We start from the raw sequence: 21,231 nt of genomic DNA, 5'->3' as shown, positions 1-21,231 counted from the left end.
CGCGATGGTCCTTGGCGATCCTGGTGAGAACCTGTCAGAAGTTGTCGTGTACCACGGCGTTTACCTGAGCCCCCGGAGACCTACCCTGAAGGTATGGGCGGGCCTGGAGACCCACCTGAGGGGACACCCGAGGGCGCTCCCGCTGGTGGAGAGGACGAATACCGATCCGTCGTCTTCGACGAGTCGTTCGTCCGCGCTGCCCGCCTCCAGGAGTTCTCCGCGCAGGAACGGATGGCCGACCACGCCCCGGCCGTACGCCGCCGCCCCACCCTCCAGCGAGGTCTGCCCCGGCAGGCGCTGATCCTGGTCCTGCTGATCGCCGTCGCCTTCGGCACCGCGATCTACATGGGCGTGCGGCACCCGTACCAGACCCCGGCCGCCCAGCCCCCCGAACCGCTGCGGATGACCGTCATACCCCTCGCGCCCCAGACCGCCGTACCGGGGGCCACGAGCGCCGAGGAGCTGTACGCGCACAGCCCGGCCGCCCAGTTCGCCGTCGGCGCCGACGGCATCGCGCTGCCCGCCTACCGGCGCACCGCGCACTTCTCCGACAGCCAGGTCGTGGCCGCCCTGACCACCGCCAAGGACTACCTGGTCAAGTCCTCGCTCGACCCGGAGGTGCTCACGGGGGTCACCAACCGGCCGGTGCGGATCCTGCTCGCCCCCCAGCAGCTCGACCAGTTCGACCAGAGCTTCGACCACCCGGCCGCCGACGGTCGGCACGCGCCCACCGGCTGGCTGGTCCGCTTCGACCCCACCCGCGCCCAGCTCGCCGACTCCAGGATCAGGGTGCAGGGCACCCTTCAGGCCGCCGAGTTCGACTCCAGCACCCTTGAGGTCGTCGCCGATCACACCTTCGTGTACGCCCTGAAGCCGGCCGGCTCGGACGCCGGCGCGAAGGCCTCGCTGTTCACCGTCCGGCGCGAGCTGCAGTTCCGCTTCGACCGCGACGACCTGCGCATGCACCAGGCCGAGGTGGTCGTCTCCTACGTCCAGGCCGGACCGCTCGCGTGCTCCGAGGACTCGGTGAGCCATCTGCATCCGCTGCTCGCGGGCCAGACGGCGAAGGCGGGCGGCCCGGCCGGCACCGACCCGTACGCGACGGGCAGCGCGACGGCGCTGTGCGGCTCACTGGCGACGAGCTCGCAGCCGAGGGTCTGACGGTCGAAGGCCTGGCGGTCGATGCTCTGGCGGCCGATGGACGGTCTGATGGCCGCAGGTCCGACGCTCAGAGTTCTGACCGTGACCGTCGCGTTCCCGGCTCCCGTGCGTGTCAGTCGTCGTCCTCCGGGGTGCTGTCCCGGGGCGGCTGGTCCTTCGGCGAGGTCCGGTCCTCGGGGGCGGTCTGGTCGTTCGGGGCGGTCTGGTCCTTAGGGGTGGTCTGGTCCTTCGAGGTGCCGCCGGCGAAGCCTCCGAACCCGCGCCGCACCCGCCCGCCGAGGTCGCCCGCGCCCCCCGCGATGTCGCTGACCAGCTTCATCAGCGGGTCCTTGGAGTTCTTGACGTCCGTGGCGTAGCTCGCCGCCGACTGCCGGAAGGAGTCCGAGACCGAGGTCTCCTTGTCCTCGGTGCGCCGCGGATAGTGACCGTCCATGATCCGCTGGTAGTCGCGGGACTCCGCCCACTTCTTCAGCTCGGCGGCGCGCACCGTGGTGAAGGGGTGGGTGCGGGGGAGGGTGTTGAGGATCTTGAGCACGGAGTCGCGCAGGTCGCCCCCGGCCTCGTACTCCTCGGCCTGCGCGAGGAACGCGTCCACGTTCATCTCGTGCAGGTGATTTCCGCCCGCGAGCTTCATCAGGCCGCGCATCGAGGCCTTCAGGTCCTGCCCGACGAGGAGCCCCGCCCGGTCGGCCGACAGCTCCGACTTGCGGAACCACTCGCGCAGGGCGGTCACGATCGCCATGATCGCGATGTTGCCCAGCGGGATCCAGGCCACCCGGAGCGCCAGATTGGTCAGGAAGAGCAGGATCGTGCGGTAGACGGCGTGCCCGGAGAGCGCGTGGCCGACCTCGTGCCCGACGACGGCCCGCATCTCCTCCTCGTCCAGCAGCTCGACGAGCCCGGTCGTCACGACGATGATCGGCTCGTCCAGGCCGATACACATCGCGTTCGGCTGCGGGTCCTGGGCGACGTACATCGGCGGGACCTTCTCCAGGTCCAGGATGTGGCAGGCGTCCCGCAGCATCGTGTTGAGGTGCGCGAACTGGACGTCCGAGACGCGCACCGAGTCGGACAGGAACAGCAGCCGCAGGCTGCGCTCGGGCAGCAGGCCGCTCAGGGCCTTGAAGACCGTGTCGAAGCCGCTGAGCTTGCGCAGGGCCACGAGGGCCGAGCGGTCCGCGGGGTGCTCGTAGGTGCGCGAGGAGATCCCCTCGAAGCGCCTGCGCTGCCTGCTCGGCACGTTCTCGTGCCCCTTCTCCTGCCCGTTCTGGTGGTGGCCGTTGTCGGACATGTGTTCCCCCATGTGCGTCTGAGTGCCCTTTGTGCCCCCAAGGCACGGCCCAGCCTAGGCGGAGATAACGTGGACGGGCAGTACAGAGAAGGAGTCCATCACCATGGAGCACATCCCCGCAGCCGCCTGGCTCACCGAGGCCGCGAACGCGGCAGACAAGCACGGCCCGGGCAATCTGCTCCGTGTCGTGCTGATCGTGATGATCGTAGGGGTGGGCCTGACCGCCTGGTTCCTGCTGCGCGGGTACAAGCGGGACGACTGACGCGGGAACCGGCAGGACGGTTGACGCGGGACCGCTGAGGCGGGGACAAGCCGGACGGCCGCGGCTGTGTCGGCCGGGGAGGCCGGAGCAACCGGCGTCCCCAACGGCGGAGTCGGCGTGATCGCGACCGAGGCCCCCGCATACGATGGACCGACGTCTTTATCCCGCCCACACCGGATAGGTCCTGCCGAGATGAGCTTCCACAGCACCGCTGCACACTTGGTCACCGTTGCCGCCGAAGGCGAGCAGGGGGGCAACCACGAGAGCCTGAACCCGTTCCTGACCGGCGGTGGCGCGCTGTTCGTGCTGCTCCTGCTGCTGTGGATCACCACGCGTTTCAACCGCGACCGCTGAGCCTTTTCGGCCGTCCGGAACCGTCCCGGGGACCCCTGTCGGGCGGAGCCCGTCGACCGGGCCGGTAGGGTCTGCACGCATGGGAGAGCAGGACATGCCTACCGGTCCGGCGAGTGACACGGAGAGCGGCGCCGTCGGCGGCGCCGCGGGTGACGCGCTCGGCGGCCCGGTGAGAGGCAGGGTGAGCCGGCTGACGACCGGCCCCGGGAACGGCCCCTCGAATCCGGGCAAGCGCCGCCTCGGCGTCATGGGCGGAACGTTCGACCCGATCCACCACGGGCACCTCGTGGCGGCCAGCGAGGTCGCCGCGCAGTTCCACCTCGACGAGGTGGTGTTCGTGCCGACCGGGCAGCCGTGGCAGAAGTCCGACCGGAAGGTCTCACCGGCCGAGGACCGCTATCTGATGACGGTCATCGCCACCGCCGAGAACCCGCAGTTCTCGGTGAGCCGCATCGACATCGACCGCGGCGGCCCGACCTACACCACGGACACCCTGCGAGATCTGCGCGCCCTCAACCCCGACACCGATCTGTTCTTCATCACCGGTGCCGATGCGCTTGGCCAGATCCTCACTTGGCGGTACGCGGAAGAGTTGTTCTCCCTCGCGCACTTCATCGGAGTCACCCGGCCCGGTCATACCCTGACCGACCCGGGCCTGCCGGAGGGCGGCGTCTCGCTGGTCGAGGTTCCCGCGCTGGCCATCTCCTCCACAGACTGCCGTGCGAGAGTCGCCAAGGGTGACCCCGTCTGGTACCTGGTGCCGGACGGTGTGGTGCGCTACATCGACAAGCGTGAGCTGTACCGCGGCGAGTGAGGCGAGTGAGCCGAGAGGGGCACCGGTGAACGACCGATACGACGGATACGCGGGCGGCGACCAGTACGAGCTCGTCGGCTACGACGAGTTCGGGCAGCCTGTGTACCGGCAGGTGGCGCCCCAGCAGCCCCAACAGGGCTACGACCCGTACGCGCAGCCACAGCAGCCCCAGCAGCAGCACCAGGGCTACGGCTACGACCCCTACGCGACCGGCGCGGGGGGCTATGACACCGGTCAGCAGCAGCCCGTGTCCTCGTACGACACCGGTCAGCAGACCGCGGTCCCCGCCTACGACCCGTACGGAGCCGGTGCGTCCGGCGCCGCCGGGACGACGCCGTCGTACGACGCCTATGGGCAGACGGTGCACACGGGGCAGGTCGGCCAGGCCGGGCAGACGGGGCGGGCTGGGCAGGCCGGTCAGTCCCGGAGCGGGACCGGCGCCGCGGGCACGAGCACCGGGCAGCAGCCCCGGGTCGCCGAGCAGACCGCGTACATCCCGCAGCAGGCGCGCCCCGCGGAGGAGAAGGAGCCCCGGGCCGACCGGGACTACCGCACCGAGCAGTTCGCCTTCGTCGAGGAGCAGGAAGCCGAGCCCGAAGACGTCATCGACTGGCTCAACTTCACCGAGAACCGCACCGAGCGCCGCGAGGAGGCCAAGCGCCGCGCCCGCAGCAGGGTCGTCGCTCTGGTCGTGGTGCTCGCCCTGGTCGCGGTCGGCGGCGTCGGCTACCTCTGGTACGCGGGGAAGCTGCCCGGCACCTCCTCCGGCGGCAAGTCCGCCGCGACGACGGCCACGGGTGCCCAGAACCGTGATGTGATCGTCGTTCACCTGCACAACACGAAGGGCGGCGGCACCTCTACGGCGCTGCTCGTCGACAACACCACCACCAAGCAGGGCACCACCGTCCTGCTGCCCAACTCCCTTGCCCTGACGGACGACAGCGGTTCCACGACCACGCTCGCCAAGTCCGTCGGCGACGACGGCTCCTCCGGGACCCGGGACGCGATCGACACGGTGCTCGGGACCGACATCCAGGGCACCTGGCGCCTCGACACCCCCTACCTCAACAACCTGGTCGACCTCGTCGGCAGCATCGACCTCACCACCAACGCCGATGTGCCGGACCCCGACGCGAAGAAGAAGGGCGAGGCGCCCCTCGTCAAGAAGGGCGAGAACCAGACCCTCAGCGGCAAGATGGCCGTCGCCTACGCCACCTACCGGGCCTCCGGCGAAGCCCAGAACGCGCAGTTGGAGCGGTTCGGACAGGTGATGCAGGGCGTGCTGCGCAAGCTGTCCTCGGACAAACAGGCCGCGACCACCACCGTGCAGACCCTGGCGCAGATCCTCGACCCCTCCCTGACCGACCAGGACCTCGGCGCCTTCCTCGCCAAGCTCGCCGACCTCGCCAAGGGCGGCGACTACAAAACAGCGCTGCTGCCCGTGCAGCAGGACGGCACCCTGAGCGAGAGCGCCACCAACAGCGTGGTCAAGGACGTCCTCGGCGGCACCGCCAAGAGTCCCGACGCCGGTGCCGCCGTCCGTGTCGGCATCAAGAACGCCACCGGGAACAAGGACGCCACCGAGAAGTCCCGCGTCGTCCTGGTCAACGGCGGCTACACCTTCCTGGACTCCGGCACCGCCGCCACCGCCCAGAGCGTGTCCCAGATCACGTACACCGATGCCGCCAGGAAGAACGACGCCATCGAGGTCGCGAAGACCCTCGGCCTGCCCACCAGCACCGTGAAGAAGGGCAGTGGCTCGTCCAACGCGGACGTCTCGGTGGTCCTCGGCCAGGACTACAAGGTGACCACCTCCACCGGGTGATCACGGTGACCACTCCACTGGGCGATCACGAGGAGTGGTCGCGGGTGACCCTCCGGAGCGGTCGGCGCCACGTCCCGGGGCCCCCGGGACGTGGCCACGGAAACGCGTGGGGCGCCGTCGGCGGTCCGTGAGACCCTTGAGTCATTACTGACCGCCGACGGAAAGCCGCGTAGTGACCGCCACGGACCGCTCCATCGAGCTCATCACCACCGCCGCGCAGGCGGCCGCAGACAAGCTCGCGCACGACATCATCGCCTACGACGTCAGCGACGTTCTCTCGATCACCGACGCCTTCCTGCTGGCGTCCGCCCCCAACGACCGCCAGGTCAAGTCGATCGTCGACGAGATCGAAGAGCGGCTGAACAAGGAGCTCGGCGCCAAGCCGGTGCGCCGCGAGGGCGACCGCGAGGCCCGCTGGGTACTGCTCGACTACGTCGACATCGTGGTGCACGTGCAGCACAGCGAGGAGCGTGTCTTCTACGCTCTGGAGCGGCTGTGGAAGGACTGCCCCGAGCTTGACCTGCCCGCCGACGCCAAGGCCACCCGCGGCAAGGCCGCCGAGCACGCCAAGCTGCAGGCCGAGGAGGACTCCGTCGAATTCGGGGAGCTGCGGTGACCGCGGCGGGCGCCGAGGCGGCCAGGACGTCCGCCATGGGTGACGCCCAGGCGGGGCGGCAGCCGACCGTCGCGGGCGTCGAGGCCGGGGAGAAGCCGGGCCGCGGTCGCCGCGTCATCCTGTGGCGGCACGGCCAGACCTCCTGGAACGTGGATCGTCGCTTCCAGGGCACCACGGACGTCGAGCTCACCGAGACGGGCATCGGCCAGGCCCGCCGCGCCGCCCGGCTGCTCGCCTCGCTGAAGCCCGATGTGATCGTCGCCTCGGACCTCCAGCGCGCCGCGAACACGGCCGCCGAACTGTCCACGCTCACCGGCATCGACGTCATCCACGACGAGGGCCTGCGCGAGACCTACGCGGGCGTCTGGCAGGGGCTGACGCACGAGGAGATCATCGCCCAGTACGGCGACGAGTACGCCGCCTGGAAGCGTGGTGAGCCGGTGCGCCGCGGCGGCGGCGAACTGGAGACCGAGGTCGCCGACCGCGCCGCCCCCGTGGTGCTGAGCCACGCCGACAAGCTCCCCGAGGACGGCACCCTCGTGGTCGTCAGTCACGGCGGCACCATCCGCACCACCATCGGGCGCCTGCTCGGCCTGGAGTCCCGGCACTGGGAGAGCCTGGGTGGCCTCTCCAACTGCTGCTGGTCCGTCCTCGGAGAGGGCGCGAGGGGCTGGCGGCTGCTCGAGCACAACGCCGGCACACTGCCGGAGCCGGTGCTCGGCGACGACGACTGAGCGGCCCCCTGTCCGGTCCCGTGGGCCAGGAGGGACCGGATTTCACTTTCTGGCAGGTCGCAGGCTAAAGTTCTTCTTGTTCGCCCCGCCGGGCGGGAAGAACACAAGGGGCTATAGCTCAGTTGGTAGAGCGCCTGCATGGCATGCAGGAGGTCAGGAGTTCAATTCTCCTTAGCTCCACAGATAAACTCTCTTGAGTTGTCAAAGATCAGCACAGATCAGTGATGAGAATCCCGTTCCCTTCGTGGGGCGGGATTTTTTCATGTCCCCCAGGTTGTCGGTGACATGGGCGGCATCGGTCCCAGGGATGCCGTGGCGGCCGCGAGTGACGGTGGCCACAACCGCTCCCGCTGCTCGCGCAGAACCGCCAGCCCCTTGCGCGCCTTCTCGTCGTCCGGGGTGTAGGCGACGATCCGGCACTCCGGCATCCCGTCGATGGACAGCGACACCGAGGTCATTCGCAGTTCGCCCACCGCCTCATGGCGGAACGTCTTCACACGCGGTCCCGGCGGGAGGACGTCTCCGCCCGCCCACAACTCGGCGAAGCGCGGGCTGGCGGCCGACAGCCCGCGTATGTAGTCCTCCCAGGCGGGCTCGCCGACATGTCTGCCGTACGCGGAGCGCAGCGTCGCCACCATCAACGGCAGTTCGCTGTCCAGGAACACCACGGGGCAGCCGGGCTCGGGCACGGTGAACAGGGTCCACAGCACGTTGGGAACGCCGATGTCGAGCGTCTGCGGCACGAAGAACAGGTCGCGGTAAGGGGGGTTGGCCGCCAGGATGTCGTACCGCGAGTTGTAGACCGCCGCCGGGTGCGGATCGAGGGCGTCGATGATGCCCTCGATCTCCGCGCTCACGGTCTGTGCGGGGAGCTCCGGCTCGGACTCGTAGGGCACTTCGGCCAAGTGGTACAGGTGCTCCCGCTCGGTCTGGTCCAGGCCCAGGGTGCGCGCCACCGCGTCCAGGACCTGAGGAGAGGCGTTGATGGGACGGCCCTGCTCCAGCCATGTGTACCAGGTCACACCGACCCCGGAGAGCTGCGCGACCTCTTCGCGGCGCAGACCCGGCGTGCGGCGCCGCAAGCCCGGGGGCATCCCGACGTCGGCGGGTGTCACCCGCGCCCGCCGGCCGCGCAGAAAGCCGGCCAGCTCCGGCCTGCGACGCTGTGTCGTGTTCATCGGCTTCACTTCCCCCGTCTTCCATCGTCCGCGTCGAACCCGTCCGCTGCCAGGTGCTGTCAGTACCAGCATCGGTGGGCTCTCGGCACCCGTATCCGGCCGCCGCCAGGCTCGGAGCCATGACGACGACAACCCCCGCGGGCCCAGGTCCCGCAGCGGATTCAAGTCCTGCGACCAGTAAAGCCCCCGGCACTGACAATCGCCCCGGACGGCTGCTCGCGGTCGTGCTCACAGCCCAGTTCATGGCACTGCTCGACGTTTTCATCGTGAACGTCGCCGTGCCCACGATCGGTTCCGAACTCCACGCGTCCGGCGCCGGAATGCAGTTGGTGATCGCCGGATACTCCATCGCGTACGCCGTACTGCTGATCACCGGCGCGCGCCTCGGCGATCTGCTCGGCCACCGCCGCGTCCACCTCGCCGGGCTCGCGCTGTTCACCGCGGCCTCGCTGGCGTGCGGACTCGCCGGGGGAACCGGGGAGTTGATCGCGTTCCGGCTGGTGCAGGGCGCCGGTGCGGCCGTGATGATCCCGCAGGTGCTCAGCCTGATCCAGCGCCACTTCACCGGCGAGGCCCGGGCCCGTGCCCTCGGCGCGTACTCCGCCGTCGTCGCGACGGGAGCCGCGGCCGGACAGGTGCTGGGCGGCGTCCTGGTCAGCGCCGACCTGTTCGGCACCGGCTGGCGGCCGGTGTTCCTGGTCAACGTGCCCGTGGGCCTCGTGCTCCTGGCCGTCGGCCACCGCGTCCTGCCCCGGGACGCCTCGGGAGCCGTGGAGCGCTCACGCGGCCTCGACCTGCCGGGCCTCGTCCTGCTCGGCGCCGCTGTGTCGCTGCTCACCGTGCCGCTCGTGCTCGGTCAGGAGGAGGGCTGGCCGCTGTGGTCCTGGCTGTCGCTCGGCGCGGCCGTGATCCTCTTCACCCTTTTCTGTCTGTACGAGTCCCGGCTCGCCCGGCGGGGTGGAGCGCCGCTGATTTCACCCCGGGTGCTGCGCCACCCCGGCATGGGTCTCGCGGTCTTCCGCCTGCTCGCGGTGATGGCGGTCAACGCGGGTTTCCTGTTCGCTCTGACCCTGCACGTTCAGGGCGGCCTCGGGTACAGCGCGCTGCGCGCCGGACTCACCTTCGCGCCGACCGCGGTGGTCTTCGGCCTGGTCGGTCTGACCTGGCGCGACTGGCCGGCCGCTCTGCAGGGCGTCCTGATCCCGGCCGGCTTCGCCATCGCCGCCGTCTCCGTGGCTTGCGTCGGAGCCGCGCTGAAGGGCGGGGGCGACGGTGGTTTCTGGCTGTATGTGGCGTTCGCGGGCATGGGGACCGGTCTCGCACTGGGCTTCAGCCCCACGCTGACCAGGGCTCTGGCCACGGTGCGGCCCGAGGACGCGGCCGACGCCAGTGGACTGCTCGCGACGGTCGCCCAGCTCGGTCAGCTGATCGGTGTCGCGGCCTTCGGCACACTCTTCTTGAACCGACTTGAGTCACTTGGGGCTCCGGGGGCGTATACCTCTGCGGACGCGCTCCTCATGTGCACGTATGCGCTGGCCGCGACGGCCACGTCGGGTGCCGTGTCCGGACTGGTACGAAGGCGTCGCTGACCGTATTGCTCCGGCCGTGGCAGAATCAAACGGCCGGAAGGGGGCGCGGCCCGACGGGAGGGAGAAGCGATGCCTGCGAGCATCCTCGAGGAGGTCGACGATCTCCTCGATGTGGCACAGACACGTAGAAGAGCCACTCTCCTCGACTGTCCTTCCTGCGGATCGGTCCACGTCGCCCAGGTCCTCGGCGACAACGGCGGGATCTCCTACGTGTGCACGGCCTGCGGCCACAGCTGGAGCTGATCGATGGGTGCACACAGGCGGAAGTGCGATTGGTGCGGCAGTGGCACGCCGATCGTCCGCGACATGGAGCCGGTCAACCACGACTACCAGTACTGGTGCGAGGAGTGCGCGCGGGCGCTGATCATAAAAGGCGACCCGATCGAGACGTACCGCGAGCTGGAGGGCGAGCCGATCTACGGCCGGCTCCTCGACGAGCACTGCACGCTCAAACGGTTCTATTCGTTCGCCACAGCCTGACCCCGATCAGGGTCAGGAAGACGAGACCGGCTCCTTCGTAGAGGGCCGACAACGTCAACTGGGCGCCCGTCTGGCGCAGTTCGAGCCGTCCCGGGCCGTGTGGCACCCACCACAGCGCGTACGAGCAGAAGACCAGTGCCGTACCGGCGGCGGTCACCAGTGCCGTACCGACGGCCGTCACCTGTGCCGAGCCGACGGCGGCCGTCCGGCCGCGTGTGCCGAGGATCAGCACCATCGGCACGCACCACACCCAGTGGTGCGACCATGACACCGGACTGATCAGCAGCGCCGTGACCGCGCAGGCGGCCACGGCCCAGGCGCGCCGCCCGCGCAGCTCCGCCGCCACGGCGACCCCGAGGCCCAGGGAGCCCGCCACGGCCGCCGAGGCGACCCACCAGAGGCCCGGCTGAGTGGTGTGCAGCAGCCGGGCCAGTACCCCGCGCAGCGACTGGTTCGCGGTGTCCTCCACGAGGCCGACCCGACCCGTCTCGAAGACCATGCGGCTCCAGAAGCGCCATGAGTCGTAGGGCAGGGCGGAGGCCGCCAGCAGGGTTGCTCCGGCGAACGCGACGGCCGCCCCGCGCGCGTGCCGCAGCCAGGGGCCTTCAGGGCCCCGCCGTGCGTGTGCCACGACACCGGCGACCAGCAGGAACGCCGCGAAGAGCGCCGGTGTCAGCTTGATCGCCGCCGCGAGCCCGATGCCCACTCCGGCCCACCGGTGCCAGGGCCGCCGCGTCAGGTCCCACAGCACCAGCACGCCGAGCAGCAGATTGATCTGCCCGTACCGCACGGTCGTCCACACGGGCTCGCACCACACGGCCACCGCGGACACCCACCAGACGCCCTCCACGCGTGCGTGGTCGACGAGCCGTAGCGAGAGGGCCACGAACACCACAAGAAGGGCCAGATTTCCGGCCGTCGCCAGGGTCCGCATGGTCGACGTGTCCAGCAGTGTCAGCGGCGTGAACAGCAGCGCCGCGAACGGCGGGTAGGTGGTCGGCAGATGGGCCTCGGTCGTACGCAGCGCGTAGAGGTCGCCGCCCGCGCGGACGGTCTCGCCCTCCGCTCGGTACACCATCAGGTCGATCATCGACACGTGCGCGGCCCGCTGTGCCCACCAGAAGGCCGCGAAGGACAACAGGCACGCCCCCACGGCGACGGGCGCACGGCGGCGGACACGGGGGAGCGCGATCACGGTCACGAAGGCCGACACTATCCCTCATGTCCGCATTGTCCGCACGGCACGGAATCGATTTGGTGGTCCACGGGGAGGACCGTGTAATGTTGGCGTCGCCGCCGGGGAAGCCGGGCGACACGGTCGATATGCGGCTTCGCCGCATGGCGGCAAGGGGCTATAGCTCAGTTGGTAGAGCGCCTGCATGGCATGCAGGAGGTCAGGAGTTCAATTCTCCTTAGCTCCACACATATTGAAGGCGGGTCACCCGGTCGGGGTGACCCGCCTTCGTCGTGTTCAGCGGCCGCTGCCGAGCGCCCGACGACCACGGCGCTGGGAGAGGACCGGAAGGTTGTTGCGCGCCGGGGCGGAGGAGCGGGTGTCCTCCTCGATGCGCAGGGCGAGCGCCGGGCAGCGGCGTACGGCCCGCAGCGCCTTCGCCTCCGCGTACCGGGGCACCTGGGCCTGCGCGACGGTGGGGAAGCCGTCGGCGCCCAGTTCGAAGACCTCGGGAAGGATGTCCGCGCACAGGCCGTGACCGCGGCACAGTGTCCAGTCGACGTAGATCTTCTGGCGGCTGGGGCCGGCCTCCTCGACCGCCTGGCCGCCAGGGATGCCGGTGGGCAGCTGACCGCCCTCGAAGAGCGGCAGAACGCCCTCCACGGGCCTTCCGCAGCCATTGCCGAGGACGTGGGCGGCCAGGTCGTCCGTGAACGCCTTGATGGTCGACTCGATGAACATCGCCGAGCCGTCGGGGTGTGAGCAGGCGCCGCGTCTTTTCACGGCCTTGGCGACCTGCTTCACGGCCTCCAGGGCGGCCGGTCCGCCGCCGTTGAGGATGTCCTCCAGGCCGCGCGCCGCGGCGGGCAGGCCGAGGTAGCAGGGACCGCACTGTCCCGCGCTTTCCTCCGCCAGCCACTGGGCCACCCGGAGAGACTCGCCCAGCGGGCACGTCTCCTGGGTGATCGGGAGGATCGCGCCGGCGCCGAGCGCGCCGCCCACCGCGTCCAGGGAGTTGCGCGAGACGATCGCCTCGTTGACCGTCGCCGCGTCCAGCCACTTGCCGTGGTAGCCGCCGGTCAGCACGCCCTGCGGCATCGGCGGGGCGCCGGCCAGCTGGAGCACGTAGCGCAGCGGCACGCCGGTGGGGACCTCGATCACCATGGGGCGGGCGACCGCCCCGGAGATGGTGAGCATGACGGTGCCGGGCTCGTCGTACAGTCCGGTGTTGCGGTAGCGGTCGGGGCCGATACGGGCGGCGATGGCCAGCTGCGCGTACGTCTCGGCGTTCGACAGCAGGGTGGGCGCGCCGCCGACACCGCTCTGCGACGCGCTGATCTTGCGGCCCGGCGGGATGGCCGGGCCGCCGTCGATGGAGCGGATGAGCGAAGCGGCCGCTCCGGTCACCATGCGCACGGGATTGCGCTGCACGCGCGCGCGGAGCGGCGATCCGCGCCGGTCGCTGAGGCCGCGCTCGGCCAGCGCGGCCTCCATGGACCGCTGGGTCGACTCACGGGTCACCCCGATGACCAGGGTGCGGGCGCCCATGGCCTCCGCGGCGAGCAGGGCGCCGTCCAGGATGAGGTGCGGGGCACGGTTGATGAGCACCGTGTCCTTGCGGCAGGCGGGTTCGTCCTCACTTCCATTGACGACCACGACGGGTCGGATGCCCTTGCTGATGGCCGACTCGGCGACCGAGCGCAGTTTCTTGGCGAAGGGGAAGCCCGCGCCGCCGCGGCCCTTCAGGCCGATCGCCTCGGCGAGGCCCGCGAGCTGTTCACCGCCCATCGGCTCGAGCGGCCCGTGCACCTTGAGGTGCATGGGCAGATCGAGCCGTTCAACCAGGTCGAAGCCCGACGTGAGCTGCGGAAGCCCGACGACGCGGACCTCCGGGACGTCGGGCAGGGCCTCGTTCACTTAAAGCCTCCGGAAGGGGCGTTCCATGGTTCACCGGAGCCAGGAGCGTCGAAGGCGCCCGGCAGTACGTCAGTCGTGGGACCGCTGTCGTACGTGTCGTTGGTGTTGTACGTACCGAAGGCAGGATTCGTCTCACCGTTGTTGTACACATCACTCGTGCCGTACCCACCGGTGGCCGAATTGTCATAGACGGGGATGTTGTATCCCGTGTCGGCGAGCGGGTCGTACGCGGAGCGGGGCGCCTCGCCGACCGGCGGCGGCGAGGGGATGGGCCAACTGCCCGACGTGCTGCCGCCGGCGTCGGCGCGAGGGAACGTCTCCGTCGGCTGCATGTCCATGGGCATCTGGACGCGCTCGGTCGGGGCCGCGCCGGCGGGGTTCGCGCCGGGCGTGCCCGAGACGGCCCGGTAGGCGGCCGCGAAACCGGACGTCGCGTCCGCGGCAGCGGCGGGGTCGGCCGGGGTCTGGTACAGCGACTGCCCGGGGGACGGCGTGCGCTGCGGGGGGACGAAGGGGGCGCCCGAGGACTGCTGCGCAGGGCGCGGGGCGAAGCCCGGCAGGGAGTTCTCCGACAGGGCGGCACGGGATGCCGTCAGGTCCTCGCGAGCCATGCGGCCACCGGCTCCGCCGCCCTCGCCGAGGATCGCCAGGATCCGGTCGGCGACCTTGCGCTTGAAGGGGTGGGGAGCCGCACGCAGGGCGAGGGCCCCGCCGACCGCGACCAGGCACAACTCGTACGACACCATGAAGAACGGCTTCGCCGCCCGTCCCGCGAAGAGACCATGGATCAGCGCCGCGCACAGGGCCGGGTACGCCAGCATGTGCATCGCGCGCCAGCGTGCCGCGACCGGTGCCGGGGCCGCGAACTGGTTGCGCAGTGCGCCGGTGATGCCTACGAAGATCATGAGCAGCCCGGCCAGAGAGCCGAGGCCGATGAGTCCTGCGCTGCCCTTGACGCCCAGGCTGAAGGGGATCAGCGCGGCGATCAGGACGGTGTGGTCCAGCGCCAGTTTGATGGTGATGTGCACCAAGAGGAACGCGATCGAGCCGACGGCCGTCACCCGGTGGATGCCCTGTGCCACGATCCGCTGACGCGTGTTGAGGATGAGCCGGTCCTGGGCGATGAGGCCCCAGATGACGGAGCACGTGAGGGAGACGAGCGACAGGACGCCCGCGCCGAAGTTGAGGAAGTCCTGGACTTGGTGGCCTCCGGCCAACACGACCACGGGTATGAGCAGCAGGACGGCAGCGCTCGCCATCCCGTAGGCCGAGCGGCCCGGTCGGGGAAGCGTGCTGCCACTGCGACGAGGGTTCATAGGGGGTTACTCCCAACGGTTCGGGGAAGCGGTCCCGAAGCCGAACTCTAAGTCGAGCCATACCGATGGGTACGAGGTTTGAGTTATTGCGTTGTTATCAAAGGGCGGCCAGGTTCTTGTGTTGTCCCGTAGCGTCCCCTTACGCGAAGTAATATTTGAATATTGTTCAGTTTTTTTGGCGTGATTGTGACGAGCGGCACGGCGTGTCCGGCCCCGTCCAAAGCTCGTCGCGGCGCGCGCGAGGGCTGCGGTACCCTGACGCCATGCGTGCCGTACGCCTTCTGCTTAGCGAGCCGCGCTGATCAGTCCCGACCACTGACGACCCGTGGTCGGCATCGGCGCGGCGTCCCCTCCTGTGCGAGGGGATTTTTCATTTCTAAGCCGCCGGCAGAGACGATCGATGGAGCTTTGAGGATCATGAGCGAGACGAACCCCGCTGCCGCCCCCGAGGTGGCAGCGCCGCACCGCTACACGGCCGCGATGGCCGCTGAGATCGAGGCACGCTGGCAGGACTTCTGGGACGCCGAGGGCACGTACGAGGCGCCGAACCCCAGCGGTGACCTGGCGGGCGACCCCGAGCTGGCCGCCAAGCCCAAGAAGTTCATCATGGACATGTTCCCGTACCCCTCGGGGTCGGGTCTGCACGTCGGCCACCCCCTGGGCTACATCGCCACCGATGTATCCGCCCGGTTCCAGCGCATGACGGGCCACAACGTCCTGCACACCCTGGGCTTCGATGCCTTCGGCCTGCCCGCCGAGCAGTACGCCGTGCAGACGGGCACCCACCCGCGCGTGTCCACCGAGGCCAACATCGAGAACATGAAGGCCCAGCTGCGCGCGCTGGGCCTGGGCCACGACAAGCGCCGGTCGTTCGCCACGATCGACCCGGAGTACTACAAGTGGACGCAGTGGATCTTCCTGCAGATCTTCAACTCCTGGTACGACGACGAGGCGGACAAGGCCCGTCCGATCTCCGGGCTGATCGCCCAGTTCGAGAGCGGCGAGCGCGCCGTACCGAGCGTTGACGGCGCCACGCGCGCGTGGAACGAGCTGACCGCCACCGAGCGCGCCGACGTCCTGAGCGAGTACCGGCTGGCGTACGCCTCCGACGCGCCCGTCAACTGGTCCCCCGGGCTGGGCACGGTGCTGGCCAACGAGGAGGTCACCGCCGACGGCCGCTCCGAGCGCGGGAACTTCCCCGTCTTCAAGGCCAAGCTGCGCCAGTGGAACATGCGCATCACGGCGTACGCCGACCGGCTGCTGGACGACCTGGAGGCGCTGGACTGGCCCGAGGCGATCAAGCTGCAGCAGCGCAACTGGATCGGCCGCTCCGAGGGCGCCCGCGTCGACTTCCCGATCGACGGCGAAGCCATCACGGTCTTCACCACGCGCCCGGACACCCTGTTCGGCGCCACCTACATGGTGCTGGCGCCCGAGCACCCGCTGGTCGACAAGTTCGTCCCCGAAGCCTGGCCCGAGGGCACCCACGAGGTGTGGACCGGCGGTCACGCCACGCCCGCCGAGGCCGTCACCGCCTACCGTGGGCAGGCCGCCTCGAAGTCCGACGTCGAACGGCAGGCCGAGGCCAAGGACAAGACCGGTGTCTTCACCGGCGCCTACGCGACCAACCCGGTCAACGGCGAGCAGGTCCCGGTCTTCATCGCCGACTACGTCCTGATGGGCTACGGCACCGGCGCGATCATGGCCGTCCCGGCGGGCGACCAGCGCGACTTCGAGTTCGCGCGCGCCTTCGAGCTGCCGATCCGCTGCATCGTCGAACCGACGGACGGCCGCGGCACCGACACGTCGACGTGGGAGAACGCCTTCGGGTCGTACGACGCGAGGATCATCAACTCCTCCAACGACGACATCTCGCTGGACGGCCTGGGCGTGGCCGAGGCGAAGGAGCGCATCACCGAGTGGCTGGCGCGCAAGGGCATCGGTGAGGGCACCGTCAACTTCCGTCTGCGCGACTGGCTGTTCAGCCGCCAGCGCTACTGGGGCGAGCCCTTCCCGATCGTCTACGACGAGGACGGCGTCGCGCACGCGCTGCCCGAGTCGATGCTGCCCCTGGAGCTGCCGGAGGTAGAGGACTACTCGCCGCGCACCTTCGACCCGGACGACGCGAACACCTCTCCCGAGACGCCGCTGTCCCGCAACGAGGACTGGGTCAACGTCACCCTGGACCTGGGTGAGGGCCGCGGCCCGCAGAAGTACCGCCGCGAGACCAACACCATGCCCAACTGGGCCGGTTCCTGCTGGTACGAGCTGCGCTACCTGGACCCGCACAACGACCAGAAGCTGGTCGACCCGGCCATCGAGCAGTACTGGATGGGCCCGCGCGAAGGCCAGCCGCACGGTGGCGTCGACCTGTACGTCGGCGGCGCCGAGCACGCCGTGCTGCACCTGCTGTACGCGCGCTTCTGGTCGAAGGTGCTGTACGACCTGGGGTATGTCTCCTCGGTCGAGCCGTTCCACAAGCTGTTCAACCAGGGCATGATCCAGGCCTTCGTGTACCGCGACAGCCGTGGCATCGCGGTGCCGGCCGCCGAGGTGGAGGAGCGCGACGGCGCGTACTACTACCAGGGCGAGAAGGTCTCCCGGCTGCTGGGCAAGATGGGCAAGTCCCTGAAGAACGCGGTCACTCCGGACGAGATCTGTGCCGAGTACGGCGCGGACACCCTGCGCCTGTACGAGATGGCGATGGGTCCCCTGGACGTGTCGCGGCCGTGGGACACGCGCGCGGTGGTGGGCCAGTACCGGCTGCTGCAGCGGCTGTGGCGCAACGTTATCGACGAGACCACGGGCGAGGTCACGGTCGTCGACACCCCGGCCGACGAGGACACCCTGCGGGCGCTGCACAGGGCGATCGACGGCGTGCGCCAGGACCTGGAGGGCCTGCGCTTCAACACCGCCATCGCCAAGGTCACCGAGCTGAACAACCACCTGACCAAGACCGGTGGCCCCGTGTCGCGCACGGTCGCCGAGCCCCTGGTGCTGCTGGCCGCGCCGCTGGCCCCGCACATCGCCGAGGAGCTGTGGCGCAAGCTGGGCCACACCGACTCGGTCGTCCACCAGGACTTCCCGGTGGCCGACCCGGCGTACGCCGTGGACGAGGCCGTGACCTGTGTCGTGCAGATCAAGGGCAAGGTCAAGGCCCGCCTGGAGGTCTCCCCGTCGATCTCCGACGCGGAGCTGGAGAAGATCGCGCTGGCCGACGAGAAGGTCGTCGCCGCACTGGACGGCGCGGGCATCCGCAAGGTGATCGTGCGGGCGCCGAAGCTGGTGAACATCGTCACGGCGTAGCCGCTTGTCCCGGTCCGGCACGGATGGGTCGCTTGGCTAGGGGTAGTCCCCTACGGGCAGGTTCGGGGTTCTTCCGGAACTCCGGACCTGCCCGTTGCGTTTACCGTTGAAGAGCGACGCGGCGGTTGCCGCGACGTCCGGAGGAGGAGCGTGGTGGAAGCCGTGATCACAGTAATCGCCCTGCTCTTCCTGCTGTTCGTGGTGCTGGGCGCATACGCCACCGTGAAGGTGATCGGCGCCGCCAAGCGCGGTGTGGACCGCACGATCTCCCAGGCCCGCCGCACGGTCGAGGACACCACCCTGCGTGCCAAGACCTTCACTCAGCCGGGCCCGGCGGGCGAGATCGCCCAGCTGAGGCTGACGCTGCGCACCTCGATGCGGGCCACGCAGGACGCGCTGTACGCGGGCGTGGCCGAGGACGAGTCGCTGAAGGAGTCCCTGGGGCTGTTCGAGCGGCTCAGTGTGCACGCGCGCGAGCTGGACGACGAGCTGAGGCGCCTGGAGAGCGAACCGGACAAGAGGACGCTCTCCACGCGGCTGCCCGAGCTGCGCGAGCGCACCGAGCGGATCACGCAGTCCGCGGACTCGCTGCGCTGGGCCGCGCGCGACCGGGCCCGCCGGTTCGCCGCCGACGACCTGGATTCGCTGAGTGAGCAGATCGACGTCGAGGCGGGCGCCCTGCGGCACTGGACGACCGAGCCGGGGCCCACGGCCTCCTGGCCCGAGGCACCGGCACCGGACACGGCCACTTCCAGCGGCCAGACCTGGCCGGAGCCCCCACAGACCCGCCCGGCCGACGAGCCGCCGCGCTCCGCCATCACCCCGCCAGTACAGCGGCCCACCTATCCCTGGCAGAAGAAACCCCGTCCCGAGAGCACGACTTGACCCGACCTAGACCGCAGGTGAAAGGGGCCGGGCTGCCGTCCGCGCTCCCCGGCAGGTAACCTCCAGCTCATGTCCCGCCATGTCGCGATCGTCACCGATTCCACGGCCTACTTGCCGCCCCGGACGATGGAGCGCCACGGCATCACCGCGGTGCCCCTGACCGTGGTCCTCGGTGATCAGGCGCTCGAAGAGGGCACCGAGATCTCGGCCCGCTCCCTGGCGCAGGCACTTCAGAAGCGGCGCTCCGTCACCACGTCCCGCCCCAGCCCCGAGGTTTTCGCCGCGGCCTACCGCAAGGTCGCCGAGTCGGGCGCGACCGACATCGTCTCGCTCCACCTGTCCGCCGAGTTCTCCGGCACCTACGACGCCGCCGTCCTCGCGGCCCGTGAGGCTCCGGTCCCCGTGCGAGTGGTGGACACCGGGATGGTCGCGATGGCCCTCGGGTTCTGTGCACTGGCCGCGGCCGAGTCCGCGGAGGCGGGGGGCTCCGCCGACGAGGCGGTCACGGCCGCGGAGAAGCGGGCCGCCGGCACCTACGCGTACTTCTACGTCGACACACTCGACTATCTGCGCCGTGGCGGCCGGATCGGCGCCGCGCAGGCGCTGTTGGGCTCTGCGCTCGCGGTGAAGCCGCTGCTCCAGCTCGACGGAGGGCGGATCGAACTCCTGGAGAAGGTACGGACGGCGTCCAAGGCGATCGCCCGGCTCGAGGAGATCGTGGCCGAACGCGCGGGCAGTGCCCAGGTCGACATCGCCGTCCACCACCTCGCCGCCCCCGAGCGGGCGTCCGCTCTCGCGGACCGATTGCGGGCGAGGGTGCCGGGCGTGGTCGATCTGCATGTGAGCGAGGTCGGTGCGGTGATCGGCGCGCACACGGGCCCCGGGCTGCTGGGAGCGGTCGTCTCGCCTCGATGAGGCTGAGGAATCCGGTGGCGGCGGGGTGGGAGCACCTGCGTCTGGTGGGACTGCTGCGTGTGCTGCGTGCGCTGCGTCTGCTGGGCCTGATGTGACTCATGTGGGTGACGGAGTTATCCACAACTGGGTGGTTTTCCCCGGGATTTGAGCAAGATCATCGCGAGGGTCGTGAGTTGCCCGATCCTCGACGCATGGCACTTCGATCACGCTCACGCACCGCCACACCGACCAGCGGCCCGGGCCGCGGCCCCGTCTCCGACGGCCGCACCCGCCATCGCCGCCATCGCTCGCCAAGCCGCGCAGGCACAGGTGTAGGTACAGACGCAGGTACACGTACAGGTACGGATACAGGCGCCCGCGCCCGACGCCGCGATGCCTCGGCCGAGGCGCTCCGTCTGCGCGCGCAGGCACTCTTCTCCGAAAGGCCCGGCACACGAGGGGAGTTGGGGGACGGACCGCCGGGCGTGGACCGGGATGTCGGAGGCCCAAGGGGGAGCACCTCGGCAGGGGTCGGGGTCGCCGTCGTTCGGGGAAGTGGCGGCTCTTCGCCCACCGAGGTCCTGGACCATGACGAACCGAGCCCAAGCTCAGGTACGAGTGCGAGTGCGAGCGACCATGCCGAGCATGGCGCTCCCGTGCCTGGGGCAACGGCGGCATGGCGAGAGCGGGCCGGGCTTGCCGTGCGGGAGCGGATGCCGCTGTGGCTGCAGTCGAGGTGCGGTCTGGAGCGCAGGAGTGTGACCGCACTCGGTGTGCTGCTCGTTGTCGCCGTGGTCTTTGCCGTGCAGCAGTTCTGGGGTGGCCGGACGCAGTCGGTGCGGGCTCCCGAGGTCGTGCGGGCAGTGGCGCCGTACGGCGGGCGGAGCGGCGCGATGGAGCAGAAGTCGGCGGAGCCGGGAGGCGCGGCCGGGGCGCCGCCGAGCCCGGCCGGTTCGACCGGTTCGACGGGGACCGTGATCGTGGTGGACGTCGGCGGCAAGGTGCACAGTCCCGGGCTGCAACGACTGCCGGCCGGCTCGCGGGTCGAGGACGCGTTGCGGGCCGCGGGTGGGGTGCGACCGGGTGCGAACACTCAGGGGCTCAACCGGGCCCGCCTCCTGGTGGACGGCGAACAGGTCCTGGTGGGCGTCCCCGTCGCCGTGACTGGACCGGGCATGGGTGGCGGCTCCAGTGCCACGGGGATCGGCGGATCCGTTTCAGGAGCGGCTCCTTCGGCTCCCGTCTCCCTCAACACGGCCACCGTGGACCAGCTCGACACCCTGCCGGGGGTCGGTCCCGTTCTCGCCCAGCACATCATCGACTACCGCACCCAACACGGCGGTTTCCGTTCGGTCGACGAGCTCCGTGAGGTCAATGGCATCGGCGACCGCCGGTTCTCCGATCTGCAGAAACTCGTACGGCCGTGAGCGGGCCC

19 protein-coding genes and 2 tRNA genes are annotated in these 21,231 nt (G+C 70.1%); 16 read left to right on the top strand and 5 right to left on the bottom strand.

Annotation, left to right across the window (positions count from 1 at the left end; genetic code table 11):
* The first annotated feature begins 93 nt into the window (after positions 1-93).
* On the top strand, positions 94-1,161 hold the full coding sequence (locus ACIRA5_RS07490; protein WP_403688287.1) for a hypothetical protein: 1,068 nt from the start codon (positions 94-96) through the stop codon (positions 1,159-1,161).
* A gap of 112 nt (positions 1,162-1,273) precedes the next feature.
* Here ACIRA5_RS07490 and ACIRA5_RS07485 read toward each other — a convergent pair whose 3' ends face one another.
* Positions 1,274-2,452, bottom strand: a complete 1,179-nt coding sequence (locus ACIRA5_RS07485) for a M48 family metallopeptidase (protein ID WP_403688285.1) — start codon at positions 2,450-2,452, stop codon at positions 1,274-1,276.
* Positions 2,453-2,555: 103 nt separating this feature from the next.
* On the opposite strand from ACIRA5_RS07485, the gene ACIRA5_RS07480 reads away from it, so the two are divergent.
* The 7 genes from ACIRA5_RS07480 (at position 2,556) to ACIRA5_RS07450 (ending at position 7,237) form a co-directional block, all read left to right on the top strand.
* Positions 2,556-2,714, top strand: a complete 159-nt coding sequence (locus tag ACIRA5_RS07480; RefSeq protein WP_403688283.1) for a hypothetical protein — start codon at positions 2,556-2,558, stop codon at positions 2,712-2,714.
* Positions 2,715-2,906: 192 nt separating this feature from the next.
* The gene (locus ACIRA5_RS07475; RefSeq protein WP_403688282.1) at positions 2,907-3,068 is read left to right on the top strand and encodes a hypothetical protein; all 162 of its coding nucleotides are present in this window, start codon (positions 2,907-2,909) and stop codon (positions 3,066-3,068) included.
* A 247-nt stretch (positions 3,069-3,315) separates the two neighbouring features.
* Positions 3,316-3,882, top strand: a complete 567-nt coding sequence (nadD, locus tag ACIRA5_RS07470; protein WP_248297702.1) for a nicotinate-nucleotide adenylyltransferase — start codon at positions 3,316-3,318, stop codon at positions 3,880-3,882.
* 25 nt (positions 3,883-3,907) lie between these two features.
* Positions 3,908-5,707 carry a LytR C-terminal domain-containing protein gene (locus ACIRA5_RS07465; RefSeq protein ID WP_403688279.1) on the top strand — a complete coding sequence of 600 codons (1,800 nt, stop codon included), beginning with the start codon at positions 3,908-3,910 and terminating at the stop codon, positions 5,705-5,707.
* 172 nt (positions 5,708-5,879) lie between these two features.
* Positions 5,880-6,323, top strand: a complete 444-nt coding sequence (rsfS, locus tag ACIRA5_RS07460; protein WP_075032719.1) for a ribosome silencing factor — start codon at positions 5,880-5,882, stop codon at positions 6,321-6,323.
* 35 nt (positions 6,324-6,358) lie between these two features.
* A complete protein-coding gene (locus tag ACIRA5_RS07455) occupies positions 6,359-7,057 on the top strand; it encodes a histidine phosphatase family protein (protein WP_403688637.1) in 699 nt (232 codons plus the stop codon).
* A 107-nt stretch (positions 7,058-7,164) separates the two neighbouring features.
* Positions 7,165-7,237 (top strand) — tRNA-Ala (locus ACIRA5_RS07450).
* An 80-nt stretch (positions 7,238-7,317) separates the two neighbouring features.
* Here ACIRA5_RS07450 and ACIRA5_RS07445 read toward each other — a convergent pair.
* Positions 7,318-8,235: a helix-turn-helix transcriptional regulator gene (locus ACIRA5_RS07445; RefSeq protein WP_403688276.1), complete on the bottom strand. Its 918-nt coding sequence runs from the start codon at positions 8,233-8,235 to the stop codon at positions 7,318-7,320.
* Positions 8,236-8,354: 119 nt separating this feature from the next.
* Between ACIRA5_RS07445 and ACIRA5_RS07440 the strand changes: the two genes are divergently transcribed.
* The 3 genes from ACIRA5_RS07440 (at position 8,355) to ACIRA5_RS07430 (ending at position 10,304) form a co-directional block, all read left to right on the top strand.
* Positions 8,355-9,824 (top strand): MFS transporter, encoded by a 1,470-nt coding sequence (locus ACIRA5_RS07440; RefSeq protein WP_403688273.1) that lies wholly within the window; start codon positions 8,355-8,357, stop codon positions 9,822-9,824.
* 69 nt (positions 9,825-9,893) lie between these two features.
* Complete coding sequence (locus ACIRA5_RS07435; RefSeq protein WP_101405208.1) at positions 9,894-10,067, top strand: hypothetical protein; 174 nt, start codon at positions 9,894-9,896, stop codon at positions 10,065-10,067.
* A 3-nt stretch (positions 10,068-10,070) separates the two neighbouring features.
* Entirely contained in the window at positions 10,071-10,304 is a 234-nt protein-coding gene (locus ACIRA5_RS07430; RefSeq protein ID WP_010986886.1) for a hypothetical protein, read from the top strand.
* Here the strand turns inward: ACIRA5_RS07430 and ACIRA5_RS07425 are convergent.
* Entirely contained in the window at positions 10,273-11,505 is a 1,233-nt protein-coding gene (locus tag ACIRA5_RS07425) for a glycosyltransferase 87 family protein (RefSeq protein ID WP_403688270.1), read from the bottom strand. The genes ACIRA5_RS07430 and ACIRA5_RS07425 overlap by 32 nt on opposite strands.
* 147 nt (positions 11,506-11,652) lie before the next feature.
* Between ACIRA5_RS07425 and ACIRA5_RS07420 the strand changes: the two genes are divergently transcribed.
* A tRNA-Ala gene (locus ACIRA5_RS07420) sits at positions 11,653-11,725 on the top strand.
* Positions 11,726-11,775: 50 nt separating this feature from the next.
* Here ACIRA5_RS07420 and ACIRA5_RS07415 read toward each other — a convergent pair.
* Both ACIRA5_RS07415 and ACIRA5_RS07410 read right to left on the bottom strand, forming a co-directional pair.
* On the bottom strand, positions 11,776-13,395 hold the full coding sequence (locus ACIRA5_RS07415) for an NADH-quinone oxidoreductase subunit NuoF family protein (protein WP_067370006.1): 1,620 nt from the start codon (positions 13,393-13,395) through the stop codon (positions 11,776-11,778).
* Positions 13,392-14,711, bottom strand: a complete 1,320-nt coding sequence (locus ACIRA5_RS07410; RefSeq protein WP_403688267.1) for a cytochrome b/b6 domain-containing protein — start codon at positions 14,709-14,711, stop codon at positions 13,392-13,394. Before ACIRA5_RS07410 ends, ACIRA5_RS07415 begins: the two co-directional genes overlap by 4 nt.
* 417 nt (positions 14,712-15,128) lie before the next feature.
* Between ACIRA5_RS07410 and leuS the strand changes: the two genes are divergently transcribed.
* The 4 genes from leuS to ACIRA5_RS07390 all read left to right on the top strand — a co-directional run bounded on the left by leuS (position 15,129) and on the right by ACIRA5_RS07390 (position 21,223).
* Positions 15,129-18,017, top strand: a complete 2,889-nt coding sequence (leuS, locus tag ACIRA5_RS07405; protein ID WP_403688266.1) for a leucine--tRNA ligase — start codon at positions 15,129-15,131, stop codon at positions 18,015-18,017.
* A 162-nt stretch (positions 18,018-18,179) separates the two neighbouring features.
* Entirely contained in the window at positions 18,180-18,902 is a 723-nt protein-coding gene (locus ACIRA5_RS07400; RefSeq protein WP_403688264.1) for a hypothetical protein, read from the top strand.
* A 69-nt stretch (positions 18,903-18,971) separates the two neighbouring features.
* Entirely contained in the window at positions 18,972-19,817 is an 846-nt protein-coding gene (locus tag ACIRA5_RS07395; protein ID WP_352046187.1) for a DegV family protein, read from the top strand.
* Positions 19,818-20,008: 191 nt separating this feature from the next.
* The gene (locus ACIRA5_RS07390; RefSeq protein ID WP_403688261.1) at positions 20,009-21,223 is read left to right on the top strand and encodes a helix-hairpin-helix domain-containing protein; all 1,215 of its coding nucleotides are present in this window, start codon (positions 20,009-20,011) and stop codon (positions 21,221-21,223) included.
* Positions 21,224-21,231: the final 8 nt, after the last annotated feature.

Source organism: Streptomyces sp. NPDC096311 (assembly GCF_044763085.1).
GTDB lineage: Bacteria > Actinomycetota > Actinomycetes > Streptomycetales > Streptomycetaceae > Streptomyces.
Note: the sequence above shows the minus strand (reverse complement) of the source record. Positions and strands in the feature narration are given on the sequence as shown.

Bases quoted from the DNA above. Each gene is read 5' to 3' on its own strand.
- ACIRA5_RS07480 (WP_403688283.1), top strand. From the start codon at position 2,556: ATGGAGCACATCCCCGCAGCCGCCTGGCTCACCGAGGCCGCGAACGCG.
- nadD (WP_248297702.1), top strand. From the start codon at position 3,316: ATGGGCGGAACGTTCGACCCGATCCACCACGGGCACCTCGTGGCGGCC.
- ACIRA5_RS07410 (WP_403688267.1), bottom strand. From the start codon at position 14,711: ATGAACCCTCGTCGCAGTGGCAGCACGCTTCCCCGACCGGGCCGCTCG.
- ACIRA5_RS07390 (WP_403688261.1), top strand. From the start codon at position 20,009: ATGGCACTTCGATCACGCTCACGCACCGCCACACCGACCAGCGGCCCG.
- ACIRA5_RS07455 (WP_403688637.1), top strand. From the start codon at position 6,359: ATGGGTGACGCCCAGGCGGGGCGGCAGCCGACCGTCGCGGGCGTCGAG.
- ACIRA5_RS07445 (WP_403688276.1), bottom strand. From the start codon at position 8,235: ATGAACACGACACAGCGTCGCAGGCCGGAGCTGGCCGGCTTTCTGCGC.
- leuS (WP_403688266.1), top strand. From the start codon at position 15,129: ATGAGCGAGACGAACCCCGCTGCCGCCCCCGAGGTGGCAGCGCCGCAC.
- ACIRA5_RS07485 (WP_403688285.1), bottom strand. From the start codon at position 2,452: ATGTCCGACAACGGCCACCACCAGAACGGGCAGGAGAAGGGGCACGAG.
- ACIRA5_RS07395 (WP_352046187.1), top strand. From the start codon at position 18,972: ATGTCCCGCCATGTCGCGATCGTCACCGATTCCACGGCCTACTTGCCG.
- ACIRA5_RS07475 (WP_403688282.1), top strand. From the start codon at position 2,907: ATGAGCTTCCACAGCACCGCTGCACACTTGGTCACCGTTGCCGCCGAA.
- ACIRA5_RS07440 (WP_403688273.1), top strand. From the start codon at position 8,355: ATGACGACGACAACCCCCGCGGGCCCAGGTCCCGCAGCGGATTCAAGT.
- ACIRA5_RS07490 (WP_403688287.1), top strand. From the start codon at position 94: ATGGGCGGGCCTGGAGACCCACCTGAGGGGACACCCGAGGGCGCTCCC.
- ACIRA5_RS07435 (WP_101405208.1), top strand. From the start codon at position 9,894: ATGCCTGCGAGCATCCTCGAGGAGGTCGACGATCTCCTCGATGTGGCA.
- ACIRA5_RS07430 (WP_010986886.1), top strand. From the start codon at position 10,071: ATGGGTGCACACAGGCGGAAGTGCGATTGGTGCGGCAGTGGCACGCCG.